The organism is Pantoea sp. SJZ147, assembly GCF_007828605.1.
Lineage (GTDB): Bacteria > Pseudomonadota > Gammaproteobacteria > Enterobacterales > Enterobacteriaceae > Pantoea > Pantoea allii.
The window spans coordinates 93,155-116,613 of the sequence record NZ_VIVB01000003.1; the positions used below are offsets into that span (position 1 = coordinate 93,155).

Consider the following 23,459-nt stretch of genomic DNA (forward strand, 5'->3'; position numbering starts at 1 on the left):
ATGTTTTATGTTTTATGTTTTATGTTTTATGTTTTATGTTTTATGTTTTATGTTTTATGTTTTATGTTTTATGTTTTATGTTTTATGTTTTATGTTTTATGTTTTATGTTTTATGTTGGGTGTTTTTTTATCGCAGGTACCTTAATATTTTTTTTGACTACATCTTCGATAATAAAAAATATAAAACTATATTTTTTAGTTGGTTTTTTGTTTGCGTAGATGCGTAGCGTTAAGTTTTTTTATGCAAGGTTATTAAAGCTTTGGTGGTTTTGTTTCTTTTTATCATGTGAAAGTTTAAATTAATGGCATTTTTAATTTTTTTGTTAATAGGTAGTGAATTTTATTTTGGTGGTGGATTTAAATGAAAGGAGTAGGAAGATGGAGGTTGTGCAATATATCTTCAGTGTGCAATTTCCATCCATGCCGCTTAGCTTACTATACATTGAGTTTTCATATGGTTTAGATTCGGCTACAGTTTTTTATAATGATTTTTCCCTTATGATTTCGCTGTTTTAATATTCACTAAAGAAGGGGGGGTATGAAAATATTTCAAATAACAACCTTGAGTTGAATTATCTATAACCTCTTAAAAAAAACGCTTTAAGGAATGCTTATCAAAAACCATGTCCACGTTAAATGTTCAATACCATCTGGATTCAGCATGAACGCCGAAACTCCTCATTATACAGACATGCTTTTAAAACCTCCCCACCACCCGCTCCCTCAACCACCTATGCCCCAAATCCCGGTGCGATCGCTCATGCCACAGCATCACCAGCTCAAAGCCCGGAATCGCCATCGGCGGTAGCACGGTCATCAACCCCGGCATCATCGCCGCCACTCTCTCCGGCATCAACGCCACCAAATCGCTGGTGCTTAGCACGCTGCCCATCAACAGAAAGTGGGGCACAGAGAGCACCACTTTTCGGCTCAACCCTCTGGCTTCCAGCACGCTATCCGTCACCCCGCGAAAGCCGCCGCCGTCGGGCGATACCACTACATGCTCCAACGCGCAGAGCGCTTCGGCGGTGATATCAGGATGCAGGGCGGGATGACCCTGACGTCCTGCCACCACGTAGCGCTCCTGAAATAGCGGGCGGATATGCAGCCCGTCTGGCACGCCGTCACGCAAATGAAGCACCAGATCGACCGTGCCTTTTTCCAACTGCTGCGCGATCAACGCGGGTTTCATATCCAGAATGGCAAGCCGGGTGCCAGGTGCGTCCTGACGTAATGCAGCCATCAGGGGAACCAGTGCCGTCTGGGCACCGTAATCGGTGGCCGCTACGCGCCACTCCTGAACGGCGTCAGTAGGGATAAACGGGCCTGGCACAGCAACCACCTCATCGATCATGCCGCTCAGTTGCGCCAGCGAAAGGCGTAACGCCTCGGCGCGCGCGGTGGGGCGCATGCCGTGAGATACCGGAATCAGCAGGGGATCGTTAAACCACTCACGCAGGCGCTCAAGCCGGGCACTGACAGAAGGCTGAGAAAGATTAAGCCGCTGCGCAGTCCGGCTCACGCTGTTTTCCTGTAACAGCACATTCAGGGTCATTAACAGGTTGAGATCGGGTTTCATGGTATCAGTCTTGCCTATAGTGAATATCCATTCATTTACTTTTACTGATAGCACATTCGGATGCAGGCTACATCTCAGATTCCCATCAAAGCAGGTGATTTTATGAATGTGTTAATCGTTGTTGCCCATCCTGAACCCAATTCCCTTAACGGCGCGCTGGCGCGTTTCTCCGTCAGCCACCTGGAGCAGTTGGGTCATCAGGTGCGCGTTTCCGATCTCTATGCCATGAACTGGGAGGCGCGCGTATCGCCCGCTGATACGCAGCATCGCCAGAATGTCGAACGGTTTGATCCCTCTTTTGAATCCACCCAAGCTTTTGAAGGCGGCTTCCAGAGTGAAGATATTGTGCAGGAACAGGAAAAGCTGTTGTGGGCCGATGCGGTAATTTTACAGTTTCCGCTCTGGTGGTTTTCCATGCCGGCAATCATGAAAGGCTGGATCGATCGTGTTTACGCCTGCGGCTTTGCCTATGGCGTGGGGGAGCACTCAGATACGCACTGGGGCGACCGCTATGGCGAAGGTACGCTGGCAGGGAAGCGTGCGATGCTGGTTGTCACGATGGGCGGATGGGAGTCCCACTACAGCCCACGCGGCATCAACGGCCATATTGATGACATCCTGTTCCCTATTCAGCACGGCATCTTGTTTTATCCCGGTTTTGACGTCCTGCCGCCTTTCACGCTTTATCGCACCGGCCGCACCGACAGCGCGCGCTTTGCAGCAGTGTGTGCAGAACTTGGCGAGCGGCTGGATAATCTGTTTGTGACCGAACCTGTTGCCTATTATCGGCAAAACGACGGCGATTACACGATACCGTCTCTGACTTTACGTGACGATCTCGCCGCCGGTGAACAGGGGCACCAGGTTCATCTCCGCAAACAGTAACAGCAGACAGTAACAGACGATTGGGTCAGATTCCCGCACGCGGGGCTCGTCTGGCCCGCCTTCATTTTTTTAAAATAAGCCTTGCATGCATCAGCAGGATATGACCTAATGAATCGTCGGTTTGATTAACAGACACTATCAAAGTAAGTAACCAAAGCAGTTCTCATCTCTAAGCCTGTCGCGAGACATTCCTTCTTTTTGAGTCTTCTCTTACGTTCTGATTAAAATCTGTTCTCAGGCCATTACGCCGGAAGGCTCTATTATTAAGGAATTAAACATGTCTAACAAAATCCGCGGTACCGTTAAATGGTTCAACGCAGAGAAAGGCTTCGGTTTCATCTCTCCTCAGGACGGCAGCAAAGATGTATTCGTACATTTCTCTGCAATCCAGGGCACAGATTTCCGTTCATTAGATGAAGGTCAACAAGTTGAGTTTACAGTAGAAAATGGTGCCAAAGGCCCAGCTGCTGCGAACGTTGTTGGTCTCTAAGGACTGAAAATTACGAGTTTTAAATGTCCTCACTGTAGTGGCTCGCAGTACAGAAAATCACATTTCGATGTGACAAGAGCCAACCCGCATGGAGCGAAATGCATTTTTTGCAAAACGATCGTTGTTCAAATCAACACGACCAGGATTGCAGCTCAGAGTCAGCCACAGGCACTCTGAAAAGGCTAAAGAGCTCTATAGCGTTGTTGCATTTACCGTAATAAGAGGCTGCCATTGGCAGCCTTTTTTATTTCCCTTATAACCCCTTTCCCGCTGCTATTTACTAAACCATCAGGGCAAGAACGCCGCCCCAAAACAGCAGACAAAAAACAACAGCCGCAATCCAACTCAACTGACGTGCACGCCCGCGAAACAAGGGCTTACGAGCAACGGGTAGCGCTTCACTATGCATATTTATATTCTCAAGTGGTGGATATCAAGCCTCACTGGGCAGGGGTAAGCTGCCCGTTACGTCTTAGCTCGCGGCTTCCATTGCTTTAAAAATCACGTCAGACAGCTCATTCAGTTCAAACTTAGCGACATAGCCATCGGCACCCACTTTACGCACGTGATCTTCGTTCGCGCTGCCAGAAAGTGATGAGTGAATCACCACCGGAATATGGCGCAGTGTCGTATCGCGCTTGATGTTACGTGTCAGCGTAAAGCCGTCCATCTCCGGCATTTCCAGATCGGTTAACACCAACGCAATCTTGTCATGGATGGATTCGCCCTGCGCCTGAGCCTGCTGGTGCATCTCTTTAATTTTTTCCCATGCTTCAAGGCCGGTATTACACATGATGGCAGGAATGCCCATGCTCTTCAGGCCCTGCTCCAGCAACTGACGGGCAACTTTAGAATCTTCTGCCACAATCGCCACCGAACCCGGCTTCATTTTGAACTGACGCTCTTTAGGCGCTTCAGGCTCAACGCCGCGCACCGAGGGGATGATGTCATACAGAATTTGCTCAACATCCAGCACCATAGCCAGATTGCTTTTTTGTTCATCGTCATCAAGGCAGGCGATACTGGTGATATTACGACCACCGATCCCGGCTTCCGCCGTATGCACCTGGCTCCAGTTAAGGCGCACGATGTTTTCTACTGACTCAACGGCAAACGCCTGGGTGTTACGCGCGTACTCAGTCACCAGCAGCAGGTTCAGCCCCGTTTCTGGAACACAGCCTGCTACGGCAGGTAAATCAATCACCGGAATAAATTGCCCACGAATGCTGGCCATGCCGAGCAACGGTGAACGCATGCCTGCTGCTTTGGTAATCGGCGGCATCGGTACAATTTCACGCAATTTAAATACGTTGATACCAAACAGCTCTGATTTACCTTTTAACTGGTCAGAGCCCAGGCGAAACAGCAGCAGCTCAAATTTGTTCGATAGCGCGAGATTCGCTCTCTCGTCGATCTCTTTCTGAAAATTATCCATTGTTGCCTCAGCATCAGCGCAGCAGGTGAAAAGGGGTGTGATGAAGTTATCGGCAGCAAGTGAAAAAAGGTGAGAGGGGAAAATCCAACAGCAGCATATTATTCTTGTGCCAGGCTTAACAGTGATAACTAAACATGGACACCTTTCCCCTTAAAGGAGTACGAGATGAAGAAAGTGTTACTGGCAACGCTGTTAGTGATGGCCACTTCCGGCGCATATGCAGAACAAGGTGGCTTCAAAGCAGGCGATACGCCGCCGCCACAGAACAAGCAGGATGCGGGTTATAAAGGTTCGGAAGATACAGGGCAAACCCACATCGATCAGATCCGTGACTTCCGTCAGGGCGGTTATGTGACGCTGGAAGGCTATATCGTTAAAAAATTAAAGGGCGATAATTATCAGTTTCGTGACGAAACCGGCCATTTGACCATTATTGCGCCCAAGAAAACGTTCGATGGTAAAACTTATACCGCTGATGACAAGGTTCGAGTGAGCGGTAAGGTTCATGGGAAAGGCGATAAAACGACGCTGCACGTAACGCGGATTGATGAGCCATAAGTCAGAGTAAGGGCGAGAGTGACTCTCGCCCGTTTTTTTAGTCTTTTAACAGCACAGCCCGACAGGTTTTACCTTTAATTTTACCCTGCTTAAGCTTCACCAGCGCGTTTTTAGCCTGAGCCGCTTCTATCGCGACGTAAGCATGGGTAGGGGTGAGATCGATTTTACCGATTTGATCGGCACGATAACCGGCTTCACCCGTCAGCGCGCCGAGAATATCGCCGGGACGAATTTTCGCTTTACGCCCACCATCAATGCACAACGTCATCATGGCGGCGGGTAATGGCTGACTGCTTTTCTTCAGCGAACTGGCGGCAATCCAGGGCAGTTTCTGTTGCAGGAAGTCTTCAAGTGCGTGCGCGCGCGCCATTTCATCTGCGGCAACAAAACTCACGGCAGCGCCTTTTTCGCCAGCGCGTGCGGTGCGGCCGATACGATGCAAGTGCACTTCCGGGTCCCATGCCAGTTGATAGTTTACCACCAGCGACAGTGACTTAATGTCCAGCCCACGAGCTGCAACATCGGTGGCCACCAGTACGCGACCACTACCGTTGGCAAAACGAATCAGCACCCGTTCGCGATCGCGTTGCTCCAGATCGCCATGCAGGGGCAGGGCGCTGATATCGCGCGCATTCAGCGCAGCGGCAATATCGTCGCATTCACGTTTTGTGTTGCAGAACACGACGCAGGAAGAGGGCTGGCGTTCGCTCAGCAGACTGATCAGCAGCGAGAGTTTTTCACCGTGGCTGGCCTCAATAAACTGTTGTTCGATAGCCGGGAGTTCACTCACTTCTTCTGTGACCACGCTCAGCGCTTCACGCTGAAAGCGCTGGCTCAGGGCGGCAATCCCTTCCGGCCAGGTTGCCGAGAACAGCAGCGTCTGACGCGAAGCGGGCGTGGCAGCGATGATGGTTTCCATATCGTCGCGGAAGCCCATTTCCAGCATGCGATCGGCTTCGTCCAGTACAAGCGTACGCAGGCTGTCCAGCTTCAGCGTCTCACGCTTAATGTGGTCCAGAATGCGGCCTGGCGTTCCGACGACGATATGAGGCGCATGCACCAGCGAATCGCGCTGGGCGCTCATTGGCTGGCCGCCACATAAGGTTAAAATTTTAATGTTGCGTGTGAAGCGGGCTAACTGCCGCAGGACGTTACTGACCTGATCGGCCAGCTCCCGGGTGGGGCACAAAATTAACGCCTGCGTCTGAAAAAGAGCGCTGTCGATATGTTGCAGCAAGCCAATGCCAAAGGCGGCCGTTTTACCGCTGCCGGTTTTTGCCTGCGCGCGCACGTCGCGTCCGGCTAAAATAGCGGGCAGCGTTTCGGCCTGAACCGGTGTCATGCTGGTATAGCCCATCTCGCGCAGGTTATCGAGCTGGCTATCGGGAAGAGAATTAAGCGAGGAAAAAGCGGTCACGGGTGCGGCCTCTGCGGCTAAAAGTGGGGGCATCATTGCGTGCGCAAGTCTGTCAGAAAGCGAGCAGAACGGCAACGTTAACTGCCTGAATAAATACTATCCATTTCACCCAGCTTTTTTTTAGGAATAAACTGAAGATTACGTGCGTTAGGTGGATTATTTTAATGAATGGCTGCGGAAAAAAAAGCCAAAAGGGAAGCCTGATAAACGTCTGAGAACGTTAATAAATTCATAATCTTTTGTTTATAAGAGCGAATATTGAGGTTATCGGAGAAGCCCGTTTTTTTCGCATTGAAAATAGCATTAATAATGTAACAGTATGGGCTTAAACCCCTGTAAAAATCATTCATTAACTCCTTTATATTGAGCAACATAGATCGATATAACCACTGGCAGAGGGTTTTTCATTGAATAATATCCCGAAGATATTGCATGAAGACATACTTAAAATCGTTGGTCGTGCTGTCCTGACATTGCATCTTTATGGCGAAAGTTTATCGGCTGATAAGGTTGCCTCCATGATCGAATGTTATGCCGAAGACGATCCCGTTGCCCCTGACGGCGCGCATCTGTATGCGCTGGCCATGGAGTTGATGTCAAAGAAAAGTGAGGCAAGCCGGGTTTAACATCGCTGTGCCTCAGATGTCTGCGCCTCACTTTAGGCAATAGCGTTAAAGTGAGGCGTATCTGCGTTACACCTGCTGTTGCATAAACAGGGGTTTTCCCCGCGAGAAGGTCGCCGTAACGGGCGAAATCCGCGCTACCGCCTCCGCTGAACAACTGGCCTGAACCAGCATCATATCGGCACTGTCTCCGATGCGGGGCCATTGACGTTCGCCACTGGCAGAGAGAGGAAGCTCGTCATTGGTGGCAATCGCCAGGGCGCGACTCAATGAGAACTCATCAGAACCCCCGTACAACTGGGCATAGAGATTGGCCTTTTCCAGCATGCTGCCTGTGCCAAACGGCGACCAGTGATCGATCACGCTGTCGGTGCCGGTCATGACTTTTATCCCTGCCGCCTGCAACTGCGGCACGGGCATAGTCAGCTTGCCGATGGGCAGCGTGGAGGCAATGCTGAACTGCTGCTCCGCCAGGTCGGCAATCAGGTTATCCCGTTCAGCGCCCTGTAAGGTTGCCAGTGCAAAACCATGACTGAGAGTGACTTTACCGCGTAAGGCGGGATTCTCCCGCACGGTTTTAATCATGTAACGGATAGCCTGAACGCCAGCGGCAGAGGTTTCATGCAGGTGGATATCGACGCCACGCTGGTAGTCGAGCGCAATCTGGAACAGGGCATCCAGGGATTTCTCCATCGCACCATCCACATTCGTGGGATCAAGACCGCCGACATAGTGCACGCCACGTTGCATGGCTTCACGCATCAGCCCGTCGACCTGAGAATGCAGCAGTCCATGCTGGGGGAAGGCGACAATCTCACAGGGGAAATCGGGATGCAGTGCCAGCGCAGCCTGTAAATGTTCCAGGCTCTTGAGACCACTGACCGGGTCGATATTACAGTGGCTGCGCGCCCGGGTGGTGCCCCTGGAATTCAGCAGGGCAATAAGCCCTTCGGCCCGCGCCTGAGAAGTGGGCAGCAACTGTGGAATCAGCACCTGCTCACGGGCAATCATGTCCATAATCGTTTTGCCTTTACGCGGGCGAGGTGCCTGCCAGGGGCCCCCATAAAAGGTTTTGTCGAGATGGATGTGCATATCCTGCGTGGACGGCAGCAGCAGGGCACCCTGCGCATCCCAGAACGGCAATGAACGCGCACCTTGCCCGGCCGGGCTGAACTGGTGAAAGTGGCCATCGCGAAGGGTGATGTCGTAGCGCGCTGTTTTCGTTGCAACAATCTCGCTACCTTCGCGTGCGAAGCCTTCTTCGAGTAATACATTGCCTAAAACATAGTGGTTGCTCTGGGGCAGCGCGCCAGGTGAGAGGACGGGCGTTGCGTTAGCGTTGGCGGCAACACCGGAAGCCGCGATCCCGGCGATGATCATACTCATACTGCTGGCGGCGGTCAGGCGAACTCCCTGACGGAGAAAGCGGCGGCGGCTGGTGGAAGAGGCGGTCTGCATCAGCGATTCCTGCGAAAGTAAGTGAAGGCTTAATCTGACAAACCGCGGCTTTCTCTGCTGAGGAGTTTTTCACTGCCTGCTATTTAAAAACTCACTGCCAGCTCAGGCCGGCGAAATCGGCCAGAGCGTCGGCCAACTGGCGCTGAAGGCCATCTTCTGGCTGACGGCAAAACAGCGCCAGCTCAAAGGTATCGATTACCGGCAAGCCCTGTTGGCTGCCGAGCACCCGATGCGAAGGTAAGCGACAACTGGCCGGTAACAGCGTTATCCCTAAGCCCTGCGCGCTGGCGGCGGACAGCGCCACCAGGCTGGCGCTGCTGTAACCAATTCGCCAACTGCGGCCCAGTAAATCCAGTGTCTGGCAGATTTCCTCCCGATACAGCCCCAGTTGCGGAAACAGCACTAAGGGAATGGGGGACTGTTCGAAGCAGGGATGGGCAGCGCTGTCCAGCCACAGTAACGGCTCCGGTCGGGAAGCCAGCGGACGTTCCCCGTAGGGCTGTTTGATCAGCATGATATCCAGCTCTTCCCGTTGCCAGGCACGACGAAGTTCTACCTGTATCCCGCTCATCACATCCAGCCGCAGGTGGGGATGCTCGCGACTGAACAACGCCAGTAGCCCGGCGGTGGGTGCAGCGAAATCCTCCGGTACGCCCAGCCGCAGGACGCCATCGCGCCACTTATCGCTCAGCACATCGTGGGCTTCACCGTTCAGGGCAATAATCCGGCGAGCATAACCCAGCAATTTTTCCCCTTCTTCAGTGATCTGCACCTGATGGGACGAGCGGGCCAGCAAAGGCTTGCCGACCATCTCTTCCAGCCGCCGTACCTGTTGGCTCACGGTCGACTGTGACAGGTGAACCCGTTCAGCGGCGCGCGTAAAGCTGGCGGTTTCGCATACGGCGACAAAGCTCAGCAATTGCTGAGGCGTAAACATGGGCTGGCGATTCATTTTTCCACTGCCTGTCATCCTGATATTTCATTTCCAAATAGTAATGGCTGCTGTCAGGCTGACAATGTTTAATTCCAGGATTGCCCATGAAAAAAGATCACTTATTACTTATTGCCGCCCTGATACTGGCGGGACTGAACATGCGTCCTCTGATGACCTCCGTCAGTCCGCTGCTGGATCAACTGCGTGCAAACATTGGATTATCATCGCTCGCCGCCTCACTTCTGCCAGCTATTCCGATGATGATGATGGGAGCCATCGCATTAGTGAGCGCGCCGCTTCAGCAACGTATCCGGCTGCGTGGGCTGCTCTGTGGCGGGCTGGCGTTGCTGGTGCTGGCGCTGGCCAGCCGGTTTTTTATCTCGCAAGGCCAGTGGCTGGTATGGAGCACGGTCCCCGGTGGTATCGGCATCGGCATTGTACAAATGGCCATGCCGGGTTTGATTCGCCAGCGCTTTGCGCAGCGCAGTGCCACGATCACCGGGCTATGGGCGGCGGCATTAATGGGTGGCGGTGGACTGGGCGCTGCGCTGACGCCATGGATCAGCCTGCATCTGGGCTGGCACGGCGCGCTCAGCAGCTGGTCTGCGCCTGCGCTGCTGGCCGTTATGCTCTGGTGGTGGATTCCGGCGGCGTCTCCGCCACCGCAGACATCGACAGCCATGCCATCAGTCTGGCGCAATACGCGCGCATGGATGCTGGCGCTGAGTTTTGGTTTAGTAAACGGCGGTTATGCTATTTGTGTCGCCTGGTTGCCCGATTTTTATCATCAACTGGGCTGGAGCGCCCAGGCGGGCGGCAGCCTGCTTGGCGTGATGATTGCCTGTCAGGTTGCTGGTGCCCTGGTATTTCCCATGCTGGTAAAGGGAGCGGATCGGCGACCGCTGCTCGTGCTGACGCTGGTATTACAGCTTGGCGGTATGCTCGGTCTGCTGGTGGCACCGCTCTACCATCCCTGGCTGTGGGCAGGGATAGCGGGCATTGGCCTGGGTGGCGCATTCCCTCTGTCCCTGGTGCTGGCGCTGGATCACCTGGCGCATCCGCAGGCCGGTGCGCGTCTGGTGGCATTTATGCAGGGTGCGGGGTTTATCATCGCGGGCAGTATGCCTTTTCTTGCCGGACAACTGCATAACCTGACAGGCCATTTTTCCAGCATCTGGCTGCTACAGGGCAGCGTAACGGTGATCCTGATTGGCCTGAATCTGCGTTTTCACCCCCGAAGCTACCAACAAGCCTTTCCGCAACGCTAATTGGTCCTACCAACCCGGCAAAACGTTTTCAGCGGCTCACATAACGTTAAAAATAGTGCCGCAACTGTTGCCTAGAGTTAACAGCGGGTTAAGTATCTGTAACGAGCAAGCCCTGATCACCTGATTGGTAGGACCAATTGGTGCATCAGAGGTGACAGATGCGCCACCCGCCTTTGCCGATCGCGCATCGCTTTCATCATCCCATGGAGATAATGGCATGCAGGTCTGGCAACAACATTACGATCCGCTCAACAACATCTGGCTCTCCAGCCTGATTGCATTGCTTCCTGTTTTGTTTTTCTTCTTTGCGTTAATCAAGCTAAAGATGAAAGGCTATCAGGCCGCGACCATCACGGTCATCCTTGCGCTGCTTGTGGCGCTGTTGCTGTATAAAATGCCGCTACAGCAAGCGTTGGCATCAGCGGTTTACGGCTTTATGTACGGCCTGTGGCCCATCGCCTGGATCATCGTCGCGGCGGTTTTTGTCTACAGGATCTCGGTTAAGACCGGTCAGTTCGACATTATCCGCGCCTCAATTTTATCGATTACGCCCGATCAACGCTTACAGATGCTGATTGTAGGCTTCTCCTTTGGCGCCTTTTTAGAAGGTGCGGCAGGGTTTGGCGCGCCGGTGGCGATCACGGCCGCGCTACTGGTGGGGCTGGGTTTTAATCCGCTCTATGCCGCGGGCTTGTGTCTGATCGTGAATACCGCGCCAGTGGCGTTTGGCGCGATGGGAATCCCGATTATTGTGGCCGGGCAGGTGACCGGGCTGGACAGCTTCGCTATCGGTCAGATGGCAGGTCGACAGCTTCCGTTTCTGACAATCATCGTGCTGTTCTGGATCATGGCGATTATGGATGGCTGGCGCGGCGTGAAAGAGACCTGGCCCGCCGTGATGGTGGCGGGGGGATCGTTCGCGATCGCCCAGTTCCTCAGTTCGAATTTTCTTAGCCCAGATCTGCCCGATATCATCTCCTCGCTGGTCTCTTTAATGTCGCTGACGCTGTTTTTGCGCGTCTGGCAGCCGGTCCGCATCTTTCGCTTCAGCGAAGCAGAAAGCCAGCAGGACAATCAGCCGCTGACCCGACAAAAATACACTACCGGGCAGGTTGTGCGTGCCTGGATGCCGTTCCTCTTTTTGACCGCGACCGTCACGTTATGGAGCATTCCACCCTTTAAAGCGCTGTTTGCAAAAGGCGGTGCCTTCGCAAACTGGGTTTTCAGCCTTCCCGTGCCGGGGCTGGACGGAGGGATAACACGGATGCCGCCGGTGGTCGCGCAACCCAGCAACTGGCCAGCGATTTTCAAACTCGACCTGCTGTCGGCAACCGGCACGGCAATCCTGGTCGCCGCCATCGTCTCCATCGTTTTTCTGAAGATGAAACCCAAGGCTGCGGCAGTAACCTTTGCAGAAACCCTGAAAGAACTTATGCTTCCCATCTACTCGATCGGGATGGTGCTGGCGTTTGCCTTTATCTCTAACTACTCCGGCCTGTCTGCCACTCTGGCGCTGGCATTGGCGCATACCGGTCATGCGTTTACCTTTTTCTCGCCTTTCCTGGGATGGCTTGGCGTGTTTCTGACTGGCTCGGATACGTCATCCAATGCGCTGTTTGCCGCCTTACAGGCGACGACCGCGCAGCAGATTGGCGTTTCCGATATTCTGCTGGTGGCGGCAAATACCACCGGTGGCGTGACCGGCAAGATGATCTCGCCGCAATCGATAGCCATTGCCTGTGCCGCTGTTGGTCTGGTGGGCAAAGAGTCCGATCTGTTCCGCTTTACCGTCAAGCACAGCCTGATATTTACCTGCCTGGTGGGCATCATTACCACGCTTCAGGCTTACGTTTTCCCCTGGATGATCCCATGAAAACCAGTTTATCGCCGCATGCCGATCCGCTGCGGGTTCGGCTCGAACAGTATATTCGCGAGCATCAGATTGAACCCGGCATGCGTTTGCCTGCCGAGCGCCAGCTCGCCGCCGCGCTTGGCGTCTCCCGTTCATCGCTGCGCGAAGCCATTCAGCAGCTTATCAGCAGCGGGATATTGACGAGCCGACGCGGCGACGGCACCTGGCTGCGTCAACCTCAGGAACCCTGGTCTGAACAGCGCATTGTGGAACCGATTCGTCAGCTGCTGGCCAACGATCCGGATTACCGCTACGACATTCTGGAAGCGCGTTACGCCATTGAAGCCAGCACCGCATGGCATGCCGCACTGCGGGCGACAGAGTCCGATAAAGAACGTCTAAGGTACGCGTTTGACGCCACGCTGGCGTTAAAAGAGAGCGACGATCCCCATCTGGCCGGTCAGGCCGACCTGCGGTTTCACCTCGCTATCGCGGAAGCCTCACATAACGTGGTGCTGTTACAAACCATGCGCGGTTTTTTTGATTTGCTCCAGTCGTCGATGCTGCACAGCCGCAGGCTGATGTACACCAGCCCGATCATTTTTGACCAGCTGACAGATCAACACCGTGCCATGCTTGACGCCATTTTACTCGGCGATGCCGAGGCCGCGCGCTTAGCGACGATGGATCATCTTGGTTTTGTGCATACCACGATGAAAACGCGAGATGAAGACGAAGCCAGACAGGCGCGTATTACACGTTTACCTGGCCATGACCTGCACAATCACAAGGAGACACGCTGATGATTATTTCTGCTGCCAGTGACTACCGCGCCGCCGCGCAACGCATTTTGCCGCCTTTCCTGTTTCACTATCTGGATGGCGGGGCTTATGCGGAGCACACGCTACGCCGCAACGTGACCGATCTCTCGGACGTGGCGCTGCGCCAGCGCATCTTGCGTAATATGTCTGAACTCAGTCTGGAAACCACCCTGTTTAATGAAACGCTGTCGATGCCAGTGGCGCTGGCACCGGTAGGGCTGTGTGGCATGTATGCACGACGAGGCGAAGTGCAGGCCGCCCGCGCGGCGGCAGGGAAAGGCATTCCCTTTACGCTGTCCACCGTCTCCGTGTGCCCCATTGAGGAAGTTGCGCCGCAGATTAACCGCCCCATGTGGTTCCAGCTCTATGTTCTGCGCGATCGTGGCTTTATGCGTAATGCGCTGGAGCGCGCCAAAGCGGCGGGCTGCTCTACGCTGGTGTTTACTGTGGATATGCCTACGCCGGGCGCGCGTTATCGCGATGCGCATTCAGGCATGAGCGGGGAAAATGCGGCGCTGCGGCGCTACTGGCAGGCCATCACGCATCCCAGGTGGGCGCTGGATGTGGGGTTACAGGGAAGGCCGCACGATCTGGGGAATATCTCAACCTATCTCGGCAAGCCTACCGGGCTGGAAGACTATATCGGCTGGCTGGCCAATAATTTTGATCCTTCCATTTCCTGGAAGGATCTGGAGTGGATTCGCGATTTCTGGGATGGCCCGATGGTGATCAAAGGCATTCTGGACCCTGAGGATGCCCGTGACGCGGTGCGCTTTGGTGCTGACGGTATCGTGGTTTCTAACCATGGCGGTCGCCAGCTGGACGGTGTCCTGTCCTCGGCCCGTGCCTTACCTGCGATAGCGGATGCGGTCAAAGGCGATATCACGATCCTTGCTGATAGCGGCATTCGTAACGGACTGGATGTGGTGCGTATGATTGCGCTGGGCGCAGACAGCGTCCTGCTGGGGCGCGCCTTTATCTATGCGCTGGCAACACATGGACAGCGCGGCGTTGAGCATTTACTGACGTTGATTGAAAAAGAGATGAAAGTCGCGATGACCTTAACCGGCGCGAAGCGCATTGCCGATATCACACAGGATTCGCTGGTGCAGGCAAATGCCCTCTTGTAGGAAGCAAACCTGCGCCCGGCATAGTTGCCTGCGGCGAAATCAGAGGTGTTGTCTATACTTACCTTCTTTACCAACAGGAGGAATGACATGACCATTCATAAGAAAGGTTCGGCGCATTGGGAAGGCGACATCAAAGGCAAAGGCACAGTCAGCACCGAAAGTGGTGTACTGAACCAGCAGCCTTACGGCTTTAATACCCGTTTTGAAGGGCAAAAAGGCACTAACCCGGAAGAGCTGATTGGTGCGGCACATGCGGCCTGTTTCTCTATGGCACTGTCGCTAATGCTGGGCAATGCCGGTCATAAAGCGGAAAGCATTGATACCAGCGCAGATGTGTCGCTGGATAAAAAAGGTGAAGGCTTTGCGATCACCAAAATCGCCTTAACCAGCACCGTTTCTCTGCCAGGCATTGATAACGATACCTTTGATGAGATTATCAACAAAGCCAAAGCGGGCTGCCCGGTTTCTCAGGTGTTGAATGCTGAAATTACACTGGATTACACCCTGAACAACTGATTGCGGACCGGCATCACTTTTACGTGATGCTGACGCGAATCTTGCCGTACCCAGATGCGCCTTCGGGCGCATCTTTGCGTTGTGCAGAAGGACGCGGAGATGACAAACGCGTTTCGGCAAACACACACGGAAAATGCGGCTGGTCTTGCTGGAAATCTGTGGCGCACGCGTGCTAATCCGTCAGGCGGCGATGATATGGGCATGAGGTCGTGGCTTTCTCGCCATAAGCCTGGCGTACTGCTGATGGTGGTGTTACTGCGGGCGTTACTCTGTTTGCTGGTTACCGCTTCCTGGTTACCCTGGAACGCGTCTTAAACGTCAGGCGTAAATCTCTTCTGCGCGCTTAGCCCGCACGTCGCTGCGTGCAATCCGATAAGCCTTACCGGGATCGCCCGCCAGAAATTCAAAGGTAGGTGAATAGTAGAACGGGAGCCAGCCGCCATAAGCGCCTTCCCATTCCCAGCGTACCGGGCAGGGCCAGATAATGCCTTCATACAAAATGTAATAAACCCAACGCCCAGTTGGACGGCGGGGACGAGTAGTTTTCATGGGATTCACAACTATGTTGGTGTAAAACAGCTTATATTTTGAACGCTAACCTGCAACCTTGCAATGTTGTATGTGCATTTTTGTGTCCTTGACCTGTTCAGTTATCTGAACGATGCACTTCACCACACATCAGTACCACGTTGGGACGGACCTTGTGGATGCGGTTTGCCATCACTTCGCAGGCGGTTTTCGTTGGGTAAATGCGCTCTGATACCGGCAACGCTTCACAGGCATCATGTCCACAGGCGCTTACCAACAATACAAAACCAATTAACATAACCGACTCCTTCTCCCGTCGCGCACGTCACGAGAGGGGTGAATGTTCCTTTTTATAAAACCAGTATAGCTAATTGCCGGAAGGGACAATCATCACGCTGGGCGGTATCGGATTGCTCTGAGCGATTATACGCCTTCCGGACGCGTACAGCAGTGAAATCTTACCCATCGCTGCAATGGGCAACGCAGCGTTCGCGCTGCATTTCTGACCAGCTACAAGGGCGACTTTTCATTCCTGCCATAACGAATTTTAAAATCGGTAAATTTTCATACCCGTTGACTAGTTTGGCGGTAATCCCTTAAGGCAACGCGTTTTGATATTTCTCACACTTCTGACATGCAAATCTGAAACCGGTTGCAGAAAATCTTTCCCCTGTGTATTCGTTAATTATTCATCACACGGAGGAATGAACCATGCCCAAAATTTTACTGTGCTGTGCCGCCGGAATGTCCACCAGTATGGTGGTGCAAAAAATGGAAAAAGCTGCGAAAGAGCAGGGAATGGATGTAGAGATAAAAGCAGTAGGAATTGAAGAGTTTAGCGAGGCAATTGCCGACTATGACTGCTGCCTGTTGGGGCCGCAAATTAAATACAAGCTGGCCGATTTCGAGCCGATTGCTCAGCAGTACAGTAAATCCGTCGCGGTGATTAACAGCATGGATTACGGAATGATGAATGGCGAAAAGATATTAAGTGCCGCGCTCAAGCTTATTCCTGGCTGATCGCTAAAGAACTGAAAAATATAGCGCAAACCTGCATTCACTTTATGCAGGGTTATTCTCTTTTGCCTGAGCAAGGAGTGACGGGATGAGTCGCTTGAGCGAATCTTTATTCGGTGTCATCGAAAATCGTATTAGTCCGCTGGCTGGCCGCCTTTCCAGCCAGCGCCACGTCATCGCCATCCGTGATGGTTTTATTGCCTCAATGCCGTTCCTGATTGTCGGTTCATTTATGCTGCTGTTTGCCCATCCGCCTTTTTCGGCAGACAGTAGCTGGGCGTTCGCACAGTGGTGGCTCGGCATGATGAAGGCGCATGAAGAACAAATCATGATGCCTTACAACATGACGATGGGCATTATGGCGCTCTATATTGCCAGTGCTATCGCCTACAACCTGGCGAACAGCTACAAAATGAACGGCTTTATGGCCGCCAGCCTGTCGCTAATGGCGTTTCTGGTCGTGGCTGCGCCGCAAACGGGCAAAACGCTGCCGGTAGGTTCGCTGGGGGGGGAGGGGATTTTTACTGCCATCCTGGTGGCGTTATTTGCTACGGAGCTGATGCATTTTCTGCAGAAACACAATATCGGCTTCAAATTACCCGAACAGGTACCGCCGAAAATCCGTCAGTCGTTTGATCTGCTGATCCCGATTATCACCATTTTTATTACCCTGTTTCCGCTCAGTCTGTGGGTACAGGCACAGTTTGGTATGCTGCTGCCGCAGGCCATTATGGCGATCTTTTCCCCGATTATTTCTGCCTCAGATTCTCTGCCTGCCGTATTGATCGCGGTGCTGCTGTGTCATCTGCTGTGGTTCGCCGGTATTCACGGCGCCGTGATTGTCGGCGGCATTTTACAGGCATTCTGGTTGACCAACCTTGGGTTGAATCAGCAGGCGCTGAACGCAGGCGAGCCTGTCAGCCGAGTGTTTATCGAACCCTTTTGGCAATTTTTTATCGTGATTGGTGGCTCCGGTTCCACGATGGGGCTGGTGCTGCTCTATTTGCGGAGTCAGTCTGCCCATCTGCGCTCAATTGGTAAGCTCAGCATTGTGCCCAGCATGTTCAACATCAACGAACCGGTTATTTTTGGCTCGCCCGTGGTGATGAACCCCATTCTGTTTATTCCCTTCGTTCTTGCCCCGCTAGTCAATGCCGTCATTGCCTGGACCGCCACGAAAACCAATCTGATCAATCACGTGATCTCGCTGGCACCCTGGACGACGCCAGCGCCGATTGGGGCAGCCTGGTCAACCGGCTGGGACTGGCGCGTCATCGTGTTGATTGCCCTGCTGGTGACGATTGCCACATTGATTTACTACCCGTTTTTCAAAATGTACGAGCGTCAATTGCTGCAGCAGGAACTGGCCGCAGCGCAACCGGTAAAGGAGTAATGCATGGAAATTGATGAAAGCACGGTCATCGAACTGATTATCCAGGCGGGCGAAGCGCGATCCTGCTCAATGGAAGCCTTGCGCGCGGCCCGCCTGCAAAACTGGGAGCAGGCAGACAGCCTGCTCAGCGCCGCGACTGCGGCGGCAAAGGCGGCGCACCAGACGCAGACCCAGCTTATCGGTGCCGATGAGGGCAGCGGAAAGATCCCGGTCAACCTGATTATGGTACATGCCCAGGATCATCTGATGAACGCGATGCTCTGCCGCGAGCTGGCGGAAGAAATTATTCAACTGCGCCGGGAGTTAGCCGCACGCTAAAAAGGAGGTGTTATGCAACATTCGACAGTGACCGCGTTTCCAGAAGGCTTTCTCTGGGGCGCATCGACCTCGGCTTATCAGGTTGAGGGCGGATGGAATAGCGATGGCAAAGGGCCATCTGTTATCGACAAAGCAACGTTCCATCAGGACATCACGGATTTTACCGTTTGCAGCGACCACTATCACCGCTTCAAAGAAGACATCGCCTTGCTGGCGGAGATGGGACTTAAAACTTACCGCTTTTCCATTGCCTGGAGCCGCCTTTATCCCGACGGCGATGGCTCGGTAAATGAGGCGGGCGTGGCCTTTTATCAGCAGTTGATTGATGAGATCTGCCGACAGGGCATCACGCCACTGGTGACGCTTTATCACTTCGATCTGCCCTGGGCGCTGCAGCAGGCCGGTGGCTGGTCTTCTCGCCGTACGGTGGCGGCTTTTGAGCGTTTTGCCATCACCTGTTTTGAGCGCTATGGCAGCCAGGTCAACTACTGGCTGACCATCAATGAACAGAACATGATGATCCTGAAAGGGGACGTGATTGGTACCTTGCCGCCGGGCACCGCCGATCCGCAGAAAACCCTGTACCAGCAAAACCATCACATGATGCTGGCGCAGGCCAAGGCGATGATTGCCTGCCATGAACGGCTGCCGGAGGCGAAAATTGGCCCGGCACCCAATATCTCTTGCGTATATGCCGCGAGTTCCCGCCCAGAGGATGTGCTGGCAGCTGATAATTTCTCGGCAATCCGTAACTGGCTCTACCTCGATTTGGCCGTTCACGGGCGCTACAACCACGTGGTATGGGCTTTTCTGAAGCAGCGAGGTTGGCTACCCACCATTGAGGCGGAGGATATGGCCATCATCGCCGCCGGTAAGCCTGATTTTATCGCTTTTAACTATTATGCTTCCGCCACGGTAGGCGCTGAAGGAGAGCATAATACGCCCGACAGCAGGCCGCATGCCGATCAACAAATGGCCGGAATTGACCGGTCTGTGTATGTCGGTTGCGATAATCCGCATCTGAAACAAAACCAGTTTGGCTGGTATATCGATCCTGTCGGTTTCCGCATTACCGCACGACAGATTTATGCGCGTTATGCCTTACCGCTCATCGTGACCGAAAATGGTTTAGGGGCTTTTGACAGCCTGGATGCAGAGAATAAAGTGCATGATGATTACCGTATCGACTATTTGCGCGAGCATATCGCTCAGTTGCAGCTGGCGATTGCCGATGGCGTCGAGCTGTTCGGTTATTGCCCGTGGTCGGCAATTGATCTGGTGAGTACCCATCAGGGCATCAGCAAGCGTTACGGTTTTATTTATGTGAACCGCGATGAGAAAGATCTCAAGGATCTGGCGCGCTACCGCAAAAAAAGCTTCTTCTGGTACCAAAAGCTGATTCGCAGTAACGGAGCCACGCTGAACGCGTCAGTGGACTACTGAGGTCGCGCGGCAGGGAGGCCGCGTCTTACTGCTTATAAGGGCCGTCCGTCACCGATGCGCGCGCGATCAGGTGACCGCTAAATGGCGGCAGGGCCGTGACCGCTTCACCTTCCAGCATGGCAACCAGCTGCGCCAGCGTGTGCTGAATCATCTCCGCGACCGGCACATGCACTGTGGTGAGCGGCGGCAGGAAAAATTCAGCCATGCGAATATCATCAAAGCCCAGCAGTGAGACATCTTCTGGCAGCCGTTTTCCCGCCGCATTGAGAGCCAGCGCGGCACCAATCGCCATATCATCGTTACTGGCCATCAGCGCGCTAAAGGTCACTCCCGAATCCAGCAGCTGTTTTGCCGCCGCCATCCCACTGGCTGGCGTCCAGGCGCCCTGCACGATGCAGGCTTTATCTGCGATGCCATGCGCGACCAGCGCCTGCTGATAGCCCGCCAGACGCGCGTCAGCGGTCGGCGAACCGGCCAGTCCACGAATAAAGGCAATCTCGCGGTGGCCGCGTTCAATCAGATAACGCGTGGCGTCAAACGTATTCTGCTGATGCGTGGCCCAAACGCAGTGAGCAGGATGGCGCTTAAGCTGGCGGTTCACCACCATGATGGGAATATCATGCTGTTCAATAATGGCGTCCAGCGCCTCGGTATCCAGAAAGCGGGGATAGATGATGATGGCGTCACAGCGCAGGTCGAGCAAAAACTCAATCGCGGCCCGCTCATCATCAGCGCAGGTTTTGCCATCGGCCAGAATTAACTGCCGACCATAGTTATTGGTCAGCGTGGCCGCCTGAAACAGCAGTTCGCTGAAGTAGGGACCATTAAAGAGTGAATGGGTAACAATGAGGCCAATATTCTGGGATTTTTGGGTCGCCAGGCTTCGCGCCAGCAGATTTGGGCGATAACCGGTTTCGGCGATGGCCTGAAAGACCTTCTGTTGCGTACTCTTACTGACGTAACGATTTCCGGCCAGCACGCGTGAGACGGTGGCTTTAGAGACTCCGGCCTTACGGGCCACATCCAGCATGGTAATCATTGGCTTGCAGACCATCCATCCCTGTGGGTAAAAAACGATACTAGCTGATTTTTCGCAGGTTATTGCAGGACAGGTAATAAAAAAGTGAAGCCTGTCAGGCGAAATACCAGGCGGGCAGGATGGCAATCAGGTTGTTCAACGTATGCAGGAAGACCGGCAGGGCCAGCGTATTGCTGCGCAGGCGCGCGTAGCAGAGCAGCAAAGAGAAAAGCGTCAGCGCCACCACCGTTTCCCAGTGGACATACTGAGTATGCATCAACGCAAACAGCAGGGAAGTGAGTAGCATGCAGGCAAAGCGGCTGTTGGGGGCCCACAGCAGGAAGCCTTGCAACAAAAAGCCGCGAAACATCACTTCTTCAAATACGGGGGCCAGCAACACGGCGGTCAGTAACAGGATAAGCATTGAGCTGCGTCCCTGTTGTGATTGCGCCACCAGCCAGCCTTCGGGCTGTAAATACTGCGTTTGTGCCGCCATTAAAATAAACAGGGCGCCAATAAACAGTAAAGTCTGGCCGGAGCGTAAAAAACCCAGGGGAATATCCGTGCGACGCTGGCAGTAAAAACGATACAGCGGATAGATCACTGCAAACTCAAACAGGCAGAGCACGGGCACCAGCAAACCGTCATTACGCAGGATACCGTAATTAGGGAACAAGGTAATCAGCATGGTAACAAGGTAATAGACAACAAAGCTGCCGACATAAAACAGTGTCAGCGTCACTCTGTCGGAATTGGTGTTCATAGGCGACCCAGCCAGCAACGATAAGCGCATAGTAGCAACGCGTCGGATCGCTGTCGAGAGAACGGACGACACAATATTATGCGTTTATGATCGTTTCAGGTTTGTGCGAATTTTAAGTGAATAATATCAGTTTGTTAACTAATTGCCCTGCGGTGTTGCAACCGGGCGTCAGGCGCTTATTCGCCTGGCCTGAGAATAAGGCCCACAGTCAATCGGGCGTGATGACAGATTAGCGGACGCGGATCGCCGTCAGGGTAATTGACGCGGCAACGCCGATAAAAAAGAGCGGTTTTGTTATTCCCGCAGGAATAATCTGCCGACTGTCTCAGCGGCTTATTATCGTGATTTCAGCCAGCAGCTGTGATTCATCTACAAATAGCGTTATTAGCCAGCATTTAATGCTTAATATTGTGCGGTAAGTTTGATTTTAACGGTTCATACCTGCAGTCAGGCTTGTTACTCTTCGACGTCAGGTTTTACACGTCGATGAGGAGAAAACACGTGAATCACTATGGAAAAGCGCTGATGGCCACCGGTTTCTTACTGCTTACGGCCTGCCAGTCGGCCACGCAACCCGACCAGGCTGCCAGGCTGCCCGACGCGCAAGCGGACAGCTGTGGTGCGTCCCAGTATCAACATTTCGTCGGTAAGCCGCTGTCCGCCATCGATAATCAGCGTTTCACTCAGAAGGTGCGCGCCATCCCGTGGAATTCTGCGGTAACAATGGACTTTAATTTCACCCGCCTGAACTTTATGGCAGACAAAAACGGTAATATTAGCCGCGTCTATTGTGGGTAAGTGTCAAATAAACAACGCATTGTCATAGAGTTGTCATGGCGTCAGGCGAAGATAGCGCCTGTATCCTGTCGGGCCGCGCTAACCGTGATCGGTAGCGTTAAACCAGCAGGGTAAGGATTTCCTCGTCACTTCAATATGCAATGCTCGTCTTGTTTATTCCCGCTCAGGCGGGAATTTTTTTCTGGTTCAGGCCGAAAGAAGGAGCAATGCATGGTACCTCTCCAGCGGATTTCACTGTCAGTTTTACTTCTGGTCAGCCCGCTTGCGCTGGCGTCCAGCCCTGACGCATGGCAACAAAGCCAGCAGGTGATGCGCCAGGCGTGCATCAATGCCAGCACCTTAAGCAAGGTAAAGGTGTTGGGGCAGGCGGTTGAGTATGACGATAGCGTAGGCTATAGCGCGTTACTGCTCGAAGGGCATTATCCACCGCAACAGATGAAAAACCGGCGTGGACGAGAGCTTTGCCTGTTTCAGCGCAGCAGCGGTCGGGCCAGCGTAAGCGAAGCCAATCAGCTCCGATGGGTTAAGTAACCGGAATGCGGCTCACTCACGTGGCCGCGTTTCCATCAGCCGGTCCAGCAGGGCGCGATAGCGTTGCAGTCGCTGCTCATCCCCTTCAAATTCCAGCTTATTGATGACGCGCGCGATAACGGCCTTATTGGTGGTTGGCTGACCGGCTTCCATCAGTTCCCGCATTATCACGGCCAGCAGATCGGACTCGGGCGGAACATTCCAGTCCGGGCTGTTGAAGTAATCGGTGATAGCACGGCTGGCGCTGTTAGGTTGCACTCTCATTCTCCCTCTCCGCGAACAGACAGCCCGCCCGATGAAGAGATGCGCAGCAGGCAGAGTCAACTGAGTTAGTGGCTCCCAAAAAGAACGGTGGCAGTTTTATCGGGAGCATTACGCGGGTCAGAACAGCCCACGTACCGCACGAAACTGGCGGTTTTTTAAACATAGGTCGGTCATCAGGACTTGTCAGTAACAACCTGCAATATTTTTCAAATGTGATGAATGGTTTTTGAATAATGACGACATGTTATGAGAGCGTGTAGGATTTTATTCCTTTGAATAATAAGTTTTTTTAAGCTCATCATCGGTCGTCAAACGCGTGCGTTGAGACGCGCTTCAGGTCAGGTAAATCCGTGGCGGCAAAATGTGTTTTTCGCAATCTCCTGTGCATTGACGGCGTGAGCAGAGTGGGAGCAAGAGAGC

The 23,459-nt window shown here is 53.4% G+C and carries 26 protein-coding genes; 16 read left to right on the forward strand and 10 right to left on the reverse strand.

From position 1 onward, the window contains the following. Window positions 1-697 precede the first annotated feature (697 nt). Window positions 698-1,579, reverse strand: a complete 882-nt coding sequence (locus tag FBY13_RS05665) for a LysR family transcriptional regulator (protein WP_145393706.1) — start codon at window positions 1,577-1,579, stop codon at window positions 698-700. A 102-nt stretch (window positions 1,580-1,681) separates the two neighbouring features. Here FBY13_RS05665 and FBY13_RS05670 point away from each other — a divergent pair, with 102 nt between their 5' ends. From FBY13_RS05670 to FBY13_RS23665, 3 genes are all read left to right on the forward strand, one after another. Continuing rightward, window positions 1,682-2,464, forward strand: coding sequence for an NAD(P)H-dependent oxidoreductase (locus tag FBY13_RS05670; protein WP_186440788.1), 783 nt, complete (start codon window positions 1,682-1,684; stop codon window positions 2,462-2,464). Window positions 2,465-2,741: 277 nt separating this feature from the next. Beyond that, entirely contained in the window at window positions 2,742-2,954 is a 213-nt protein-coding gene (gene cspA, locus FBY13_RS05675) for an RNA chaperone/antiterminator CspA (RefSeq protein WP_009091867.1), read from the forward strand. 3 nt (window positions 2,955-2,957) lie between these two features. Beyond that, window positions 2,958-3,131 (forward strand): cold-shock protein, encoded by a 174-nt coding sequence (locus FBY13_RS23665; protein WP_096012037.1) that lies wholly within the window; start codon window positions 2,958-2,960, stop codon window positions 3,129-3,131. Window positions 3,132-3,426: 295 nt separating this feature from the next. Here FBY13_RS23665 and FBY13_RS05685 read toward each other — a convergent pair whose 3' ends face one another. After that, a complete protein-coding gene (locus FBY13_RS05685) occupies window positions 3,427-4,389 on the reverse strand; it encodes a chemotaxis protein (protein WP_013024807.1) in 963 nt (320 codons plus the stop codon). Between the two features lie 165 nt (window positions 4,390-4,554). Between FBY13_RS05685 and FBY13_RS05690 the strand changes: the two genes are divergently transcribed. Continuing rightward, window positions 4,555-4,947, forward strand: coding sequence for a YgiW/YdeI family stress tolerance OB fold protein (locus FBY13_RS05690; RefSeq protein WP_063878577.1), 393 nt, complete (start codon window positions 4,555-4,557; stop codon window positions 4,945-4,947). Window positions 4,948-4,984: 37 nt separating this feature from the next. On the opposite strand, the gene dbpA is transcribed toward FBY13_RS05690, so the two are convergent. From dbpA to FBY13_RS05710, 3 genes are all read right to left on the reverse strand, one after another. Then, the gene (dbpA, locus tag FBY13_RS05695; RefSeq protein ID WP_145393815.1) at window positions 4,985-6,364 is read right to left on the reverse strand and encodes an ATP-dependent RNA helicase DbpA; all 1,380 of its coding nucleotides are present in this window, start codon (window positions 6,362-6,364) and stop codon (window positions 4,985-4,987) included. Window positions 6,365-7,056: 692 nt separating this feature from the next. Next, a complete protein-coding gene (locus FBY13_RS05705) occupies window positions 7,057-8,445 on the reverse strand; it encodes an amidohydrolase (RefSeq protein ID WP_145393708.1) in 1,389 nt (462 codons plus the stop codon). A 91-nt stretch (window positions 8,446-8,536) separates the two neighbouring features. Beyond that, window positions 8,537-9,397, reverse strand: a complete 861-nt coding sequence (locus tag FBY13_RS05710; RefSeq protein WP_145393709.1) for a LysR family transcriptional regulator — start codon at window positions 9,395-9,397, stop codon at window positions 8,537-8,539. Between the two features lie 86 nt (window positions 9,398-9,483). On the opposite strand from FBY13_RS05710, the gene FBY13_RS05715 reads away from it, so the two are divergent. From FBY13_RS05715 to FBY13_RS23670, 6 genes are all read left to right on the forward strand, one after another. Then, on the forward strand, window positions 9,484-10,647 hold the full coding sequence (locus tag FBY13_RS05715; protein WP_145393710.1) for a cyanate transporter: 1,164 nt from the start codon (window positions 9,484-9,486) through the stop codon (window positions 10,645-10,647). Between the two features lie 217 nt (window positions 10,648-10,864). Then, window positions 10,865-12,520, forward strand: a complete 1,656-nt coding sequence (gene lldP / locus FBY13_RS05720; protein WP_145393711.1) for an L-lactate permease — start codon at window positions 10,865-10,867, stop codon at window positions 12,518-12,520. Then, the gene (lldR, locus tag FBY13_RS05725; RefSeq protein ID WP_145393712.1) at window positions 12,517-13,302 is read left to right on the forward strand and encodes a transcriptional regulator LldR; all 786 of its coding nucleotides are present in this window, start codon (window positions 12,517-12,519) and stop codon (window positions 13,300-13,302) included. The genes lldP and lldR overlap by 4 nt, the downstream gene beginning before the upstream one ends. Next, entirely contained in the window at window positions 13,302-14,450 is a 1,149-nt protein-coding gene (gene lldD / locus FBY13_RS05730; protein ID WP_145393713.1) for an FMN-dependent L-lactate dehydrogenase LldD, read from the forward strand. Before lldR ends, lldD begins: the two co-directional genes overlap by 1 nt. Window positions 14,451-14,537: 87 nt before the next feature. Continuing rightward, a complete protein-coding gene (locus FBY13_RS05735) occupies window positions 14,538-14,966 on the forward strand; it encodes an OsmC family protein (protein WP_063878586.1) in 429 nt (142 codons plus the stop codon). A gap of 133 nt (window positions 14,967-15,099) precedes the next feature. Further along, window positions 15,100-15,171 carry a hypothetical protein gene (locus FBY13_RS23670; RefSeq protein WP_370513138.1) on the forward strand — a complete coding sequence of 24 codons (72 nt, stop codon included), beginning with the start codon at window positions 15,100-15,102 and terminating at the stop codon, window positions 15,169-15,171. 113 nt (window positions 15,172-15,284) lie between these two features. Here the strand turns inward: FBY13_RS23670 and FBY13_RS05745 are convergent, their stop codons facing one another. Both FBY13_RS05745 and FBY13_RS05750 read right to left on the reverse strand, forming a co-directional pair. After that, window positions 15,285-15,515 carry a hypothetical protein gene (locus FBY13_RS05745; RefSeq protein ID WP_145393715.1) on the reverse strand — a complete coding sequence of 77 codons (231 nt, stop codon included), beginning with the start codon at window positions 15,513-15,515 and terminating at the stop codon, window positions 15,285-15,287. Window positions 15,516-15,612: 97 nt separating this feature from the next. Then, a complete protein-coding gene (locus FBY13_RS05750; protein ID WP_063878589.1) occupies window positions 15,613-15,792 on the reverse strand; it encodes a hypothetical protein in 180 nt (59 codons plus the stop codon). Between the two features lie 413 nt (window positions 15,793-16,205). Between FBY13_RS05750 and FBY13_RS05755 the strand changes: the two genes are divergently transcribed. From FBY13_RS05755 to FBY13_RS05770, 4 genes are all read left to right on the forward strand, one after another. Beyond that, the gene (locus FBY13_RS05755; protein ID WP_063878590.1) at window positions 16,206-16,514 is read left to right on the forward strand and encodes a PTS sugar transporter subunit IIB; all 309 of its coding nucleotides are present in this window, start codon (window positions 16,206-16,208) and stop codon (window positions 16,512-16,514) included. Between the two features lie 85 nt (window positions 16,515-16,599). Continuing rightward, the gene (locus tag FBY13_RS05760) at window positions 16,600-17,904 is read left to right on the forward strand and encodes a PTS sugar transporter subunit IIC (protein WP_145393716.1); all 1,305 of its coding nucleotides are present in this window, start codon (window positions 16,600-16,602) and stop codon (window positions 17,902-17,904) included. Window positions 17,905-17,907: 3 nt separating this feature from the next. Beyond that, a complete protein-coding gene (locus FBY13_RS05765; RefSeq protein WP_063878592.1) occupies window positions 17,908-18,222 on the forward strand; it encodes a PTS lactose/cellobiose transporter subunit IIA in 315 nt (104 codons plus the stop codon). Between the two features lie 12 nt (window positions 18,223-18,234). Beyond that, window positions 18,235-19,665 (forward strand): glycoside hydrolase family 1 protein, encoded by a 1,431-nt coding sequence (locus FBY13_RS05770; protein ID WP_145393717.1) that lies wholly within the window; start codon window positions 18,235-18,237, stop codon window positions 19,663-19,665. A gap of 25 nt (window positions 19,666-19,690) precedes the next feature. Here the strand turns inward: FBY13_RS05770 and FBY13_RS05775 are convergent, their stop codons facing one another. Beyond that, complete coding sequence (locus FBY13_RS05775; protein ID WP_145393816.1) at window positions 19,691-20,704, reverse strand: LacI family DNA-binding transcriptional regulator; 1,014 nt, start codon at window positions 20,702-20,704, stop codon at window positions 19,691-19,693. Between the two features lie 94 nt (window positions 20,705-20,798). Continuing rightward, entirely contained in the window at window positions 20,799-21,446 is a 648-nt protein-coding gene (locus tag FBY13_RS05780) for a CPBP family intramembrane glutamic endopeptidase (RefSeq protein ID WP_063878595.1), read from the reverse strand. 501 nt (window positions 21,447-21,947) lie between these two features. On the opposite strand from FBY13_RS05780, the gene FBY13_RS05785 reads away from it, so the two are divergent. Both FBY13_RS05785 and FBY13_RS05790 read left to right on the forward strand, forming a co-directional pair. After that, a complete protein-coding gene (locus tag FBY13_RS05785; RefSeq protein WP_063878596.1) occupies window positions 21,948-22,244 on the forward strand; it encodes an I78 family peptidase inhibitor in 297 nt (98 codons plus the stop codon). Between the two features lie 210 nt (window positions 22,245-22,454). Further along, entirely contained in the window at window positions 22,455-22,775 is a 321-nt protein-coding gene (locus tag FBY13_RS05790) for a hypothetical protein (protein ID WP_145393718.1), read from the forward strand. 12 nt (window positions 22,776-22,787) lie between these two features. Here the strand turns inward: FBY13_RS05790 and FBY13_RS05795 are convergent, their stop codons facing one another. Further along, window positions 22,788-23,039, reverse strand: a complete 252-nt coding sequence (locus FBY13_RS05795; protein WP_063878598.1) for a biofilm development regulator YmgB/AriR family protein — start codon at window positions 23,037-23,039, stop codon at window positions 22,788-22,790. Between the last annotated feature and the right edge of the window lie 420 nt (window positions 23,040-23,459).

Coding starts and splice junctions, on each gene's coding strand:
- FBY13_RS05665 (WP_145393706.1), bottom strand. CDS start 1,579: ATGAAACCCGATCTCAACCTGTTAATGACCCTGAATGTGCTGTTACAG.
- FBY13_RS05670 (WP_186440788.1), top strand. CDS start 1,682: ATGAATGTGTTAATCGTTGTTGCCCATCCTGAACCCAATTCCCTTAAC.
- cspA (WP_009091867.1), top strand. CDS start 2,742: ATGTCTAACAAAATCCGCGGTACCGTTAAATGGTTCAACGCAGAGAAA.
- FBY13_RS05685 (WP_013024807.1), bottom strand. CDS start 4,389: ATGGATAATTTTCAGAAAGAGATCGACGAGAGAGCGAATCTCGCGCTA.
- FBY13_RS05690 (WP_063878577.1), top strand. CDS start 4,555: ATGAAGAAAGTGTTACTGGCAACGCTGTTAGTGATGGCCACTTCCGGC.
- FBY13_RS05705 (WP_145393708.1), bottom strand. CDS start 8,445: ATGCAGACCGCCTCTTCCACCAGCCGCCGCCGCTTTCTCCGTCAGGGA.
- FBY13_RS05710 (WP_145393709.1), bottom strand. CDS start 9,397: ATGAATCGCCAGCCCATGTTTACGCCTCAGCAATTGCTGAGCTTTGTC.
- FBY13_RS05715 (WP_145393710.1), top strand. CDS start 9,484: ATGAAAAAAGATCACTTATTACTTATTGCCGCCCTGATACTGGCGGGA.
- lldP (WP_145393711.1), top strand. CDS start 10,865: ATGCAGGTCTGGCAACAACATTACGATCCGCTCAACAACATCTGGCTC.
- lldR (WP_145393712.1), top strand. CDS start 12,517: ATGAAAACCAGTTTATCGCCGCATGCCGATCCGCTGCGGGTTCGGCTC.
- lldD (WP_145393713.1), top strand. CDS start 13,302: ATGATTATTTCTGCTGCCAGTGACTACCGCGCCGCCGCGCAACGCATT.
- FBY13_RS05735 (WP_063878586.1), top strand. CDS start 14,538: ATGACCATTCATAAGAAAGGTTCGGCGCATTGGGAAGGCGACATCAAA.
- FBY13_RS05745 (WP_145393715.1), bottom strand. CDS start 15,515: ATGAAAACTACTCGTCCCCGCCGTCCAACTGGGCGTTGGGTTTATTAC.
- FBY13_RS05750 (WP_063878589.1), bottom strand. CDS start 15,792: ATGTTAATTGGTTTTGTATTGTTGGTAAGCGCCTGTGGACATGATGCC.
- FBY13_RS05755 (WP_063878590.1), top strand. CDS start 16,206: ATGCCCAAAATTTTACTGTGCTGTGCCGCCGGAATGTCCACCAGTATG.
- FBY13_RS05760 (WP_145393716.1), top strand. CDS start 16,600: ATGAGTCGCTTGAGCGAATCTTTATTCGGTGTCATCGAAAATCGTATT.
- FBY13_RS05765 (WP_063878592.1), top strand. CDS start 17,908: ATGGAAATTGATGAAAGCACGGTCATCGAACTGATTATCCAGGCGGGC.
- FBY13_RS05770 (WP_145393717.1), top strand. CDS start 18,235: ATGCAACATTCGACAGTGACCGCGTTTCCAGAAGGCTTTCTCTGGGGC.
- FBY13_RS05775 (WP_145393816.1), bottom strand. CDS start 20,704: ATGATTACCATGCTGGATGTGGCCCGTAAGGCCGGAGTCTCTAAAGCC.
- FBY13_RS05780 (WP_063878595.1), bottom strand. CDS start 21,446: ATGAACACCAATTCCGACAGAGTGACGCTGACACTGTTTTATGTCGGC.
- FBY13_RS05790 (WP_145393718.1), top strand. CDS start 22,455: ATGGTACCTCTCCAGCGGATTTCACTGTCAGTTTTACTTCTGGTCAGC.
- FBY13_RS05795 (WP_063878598.1), bottom strand. CDS start 23,039: ATGAGAGTGCAACCTAACAGCGCCAGCCGTGCTATCACCGATTACTTC.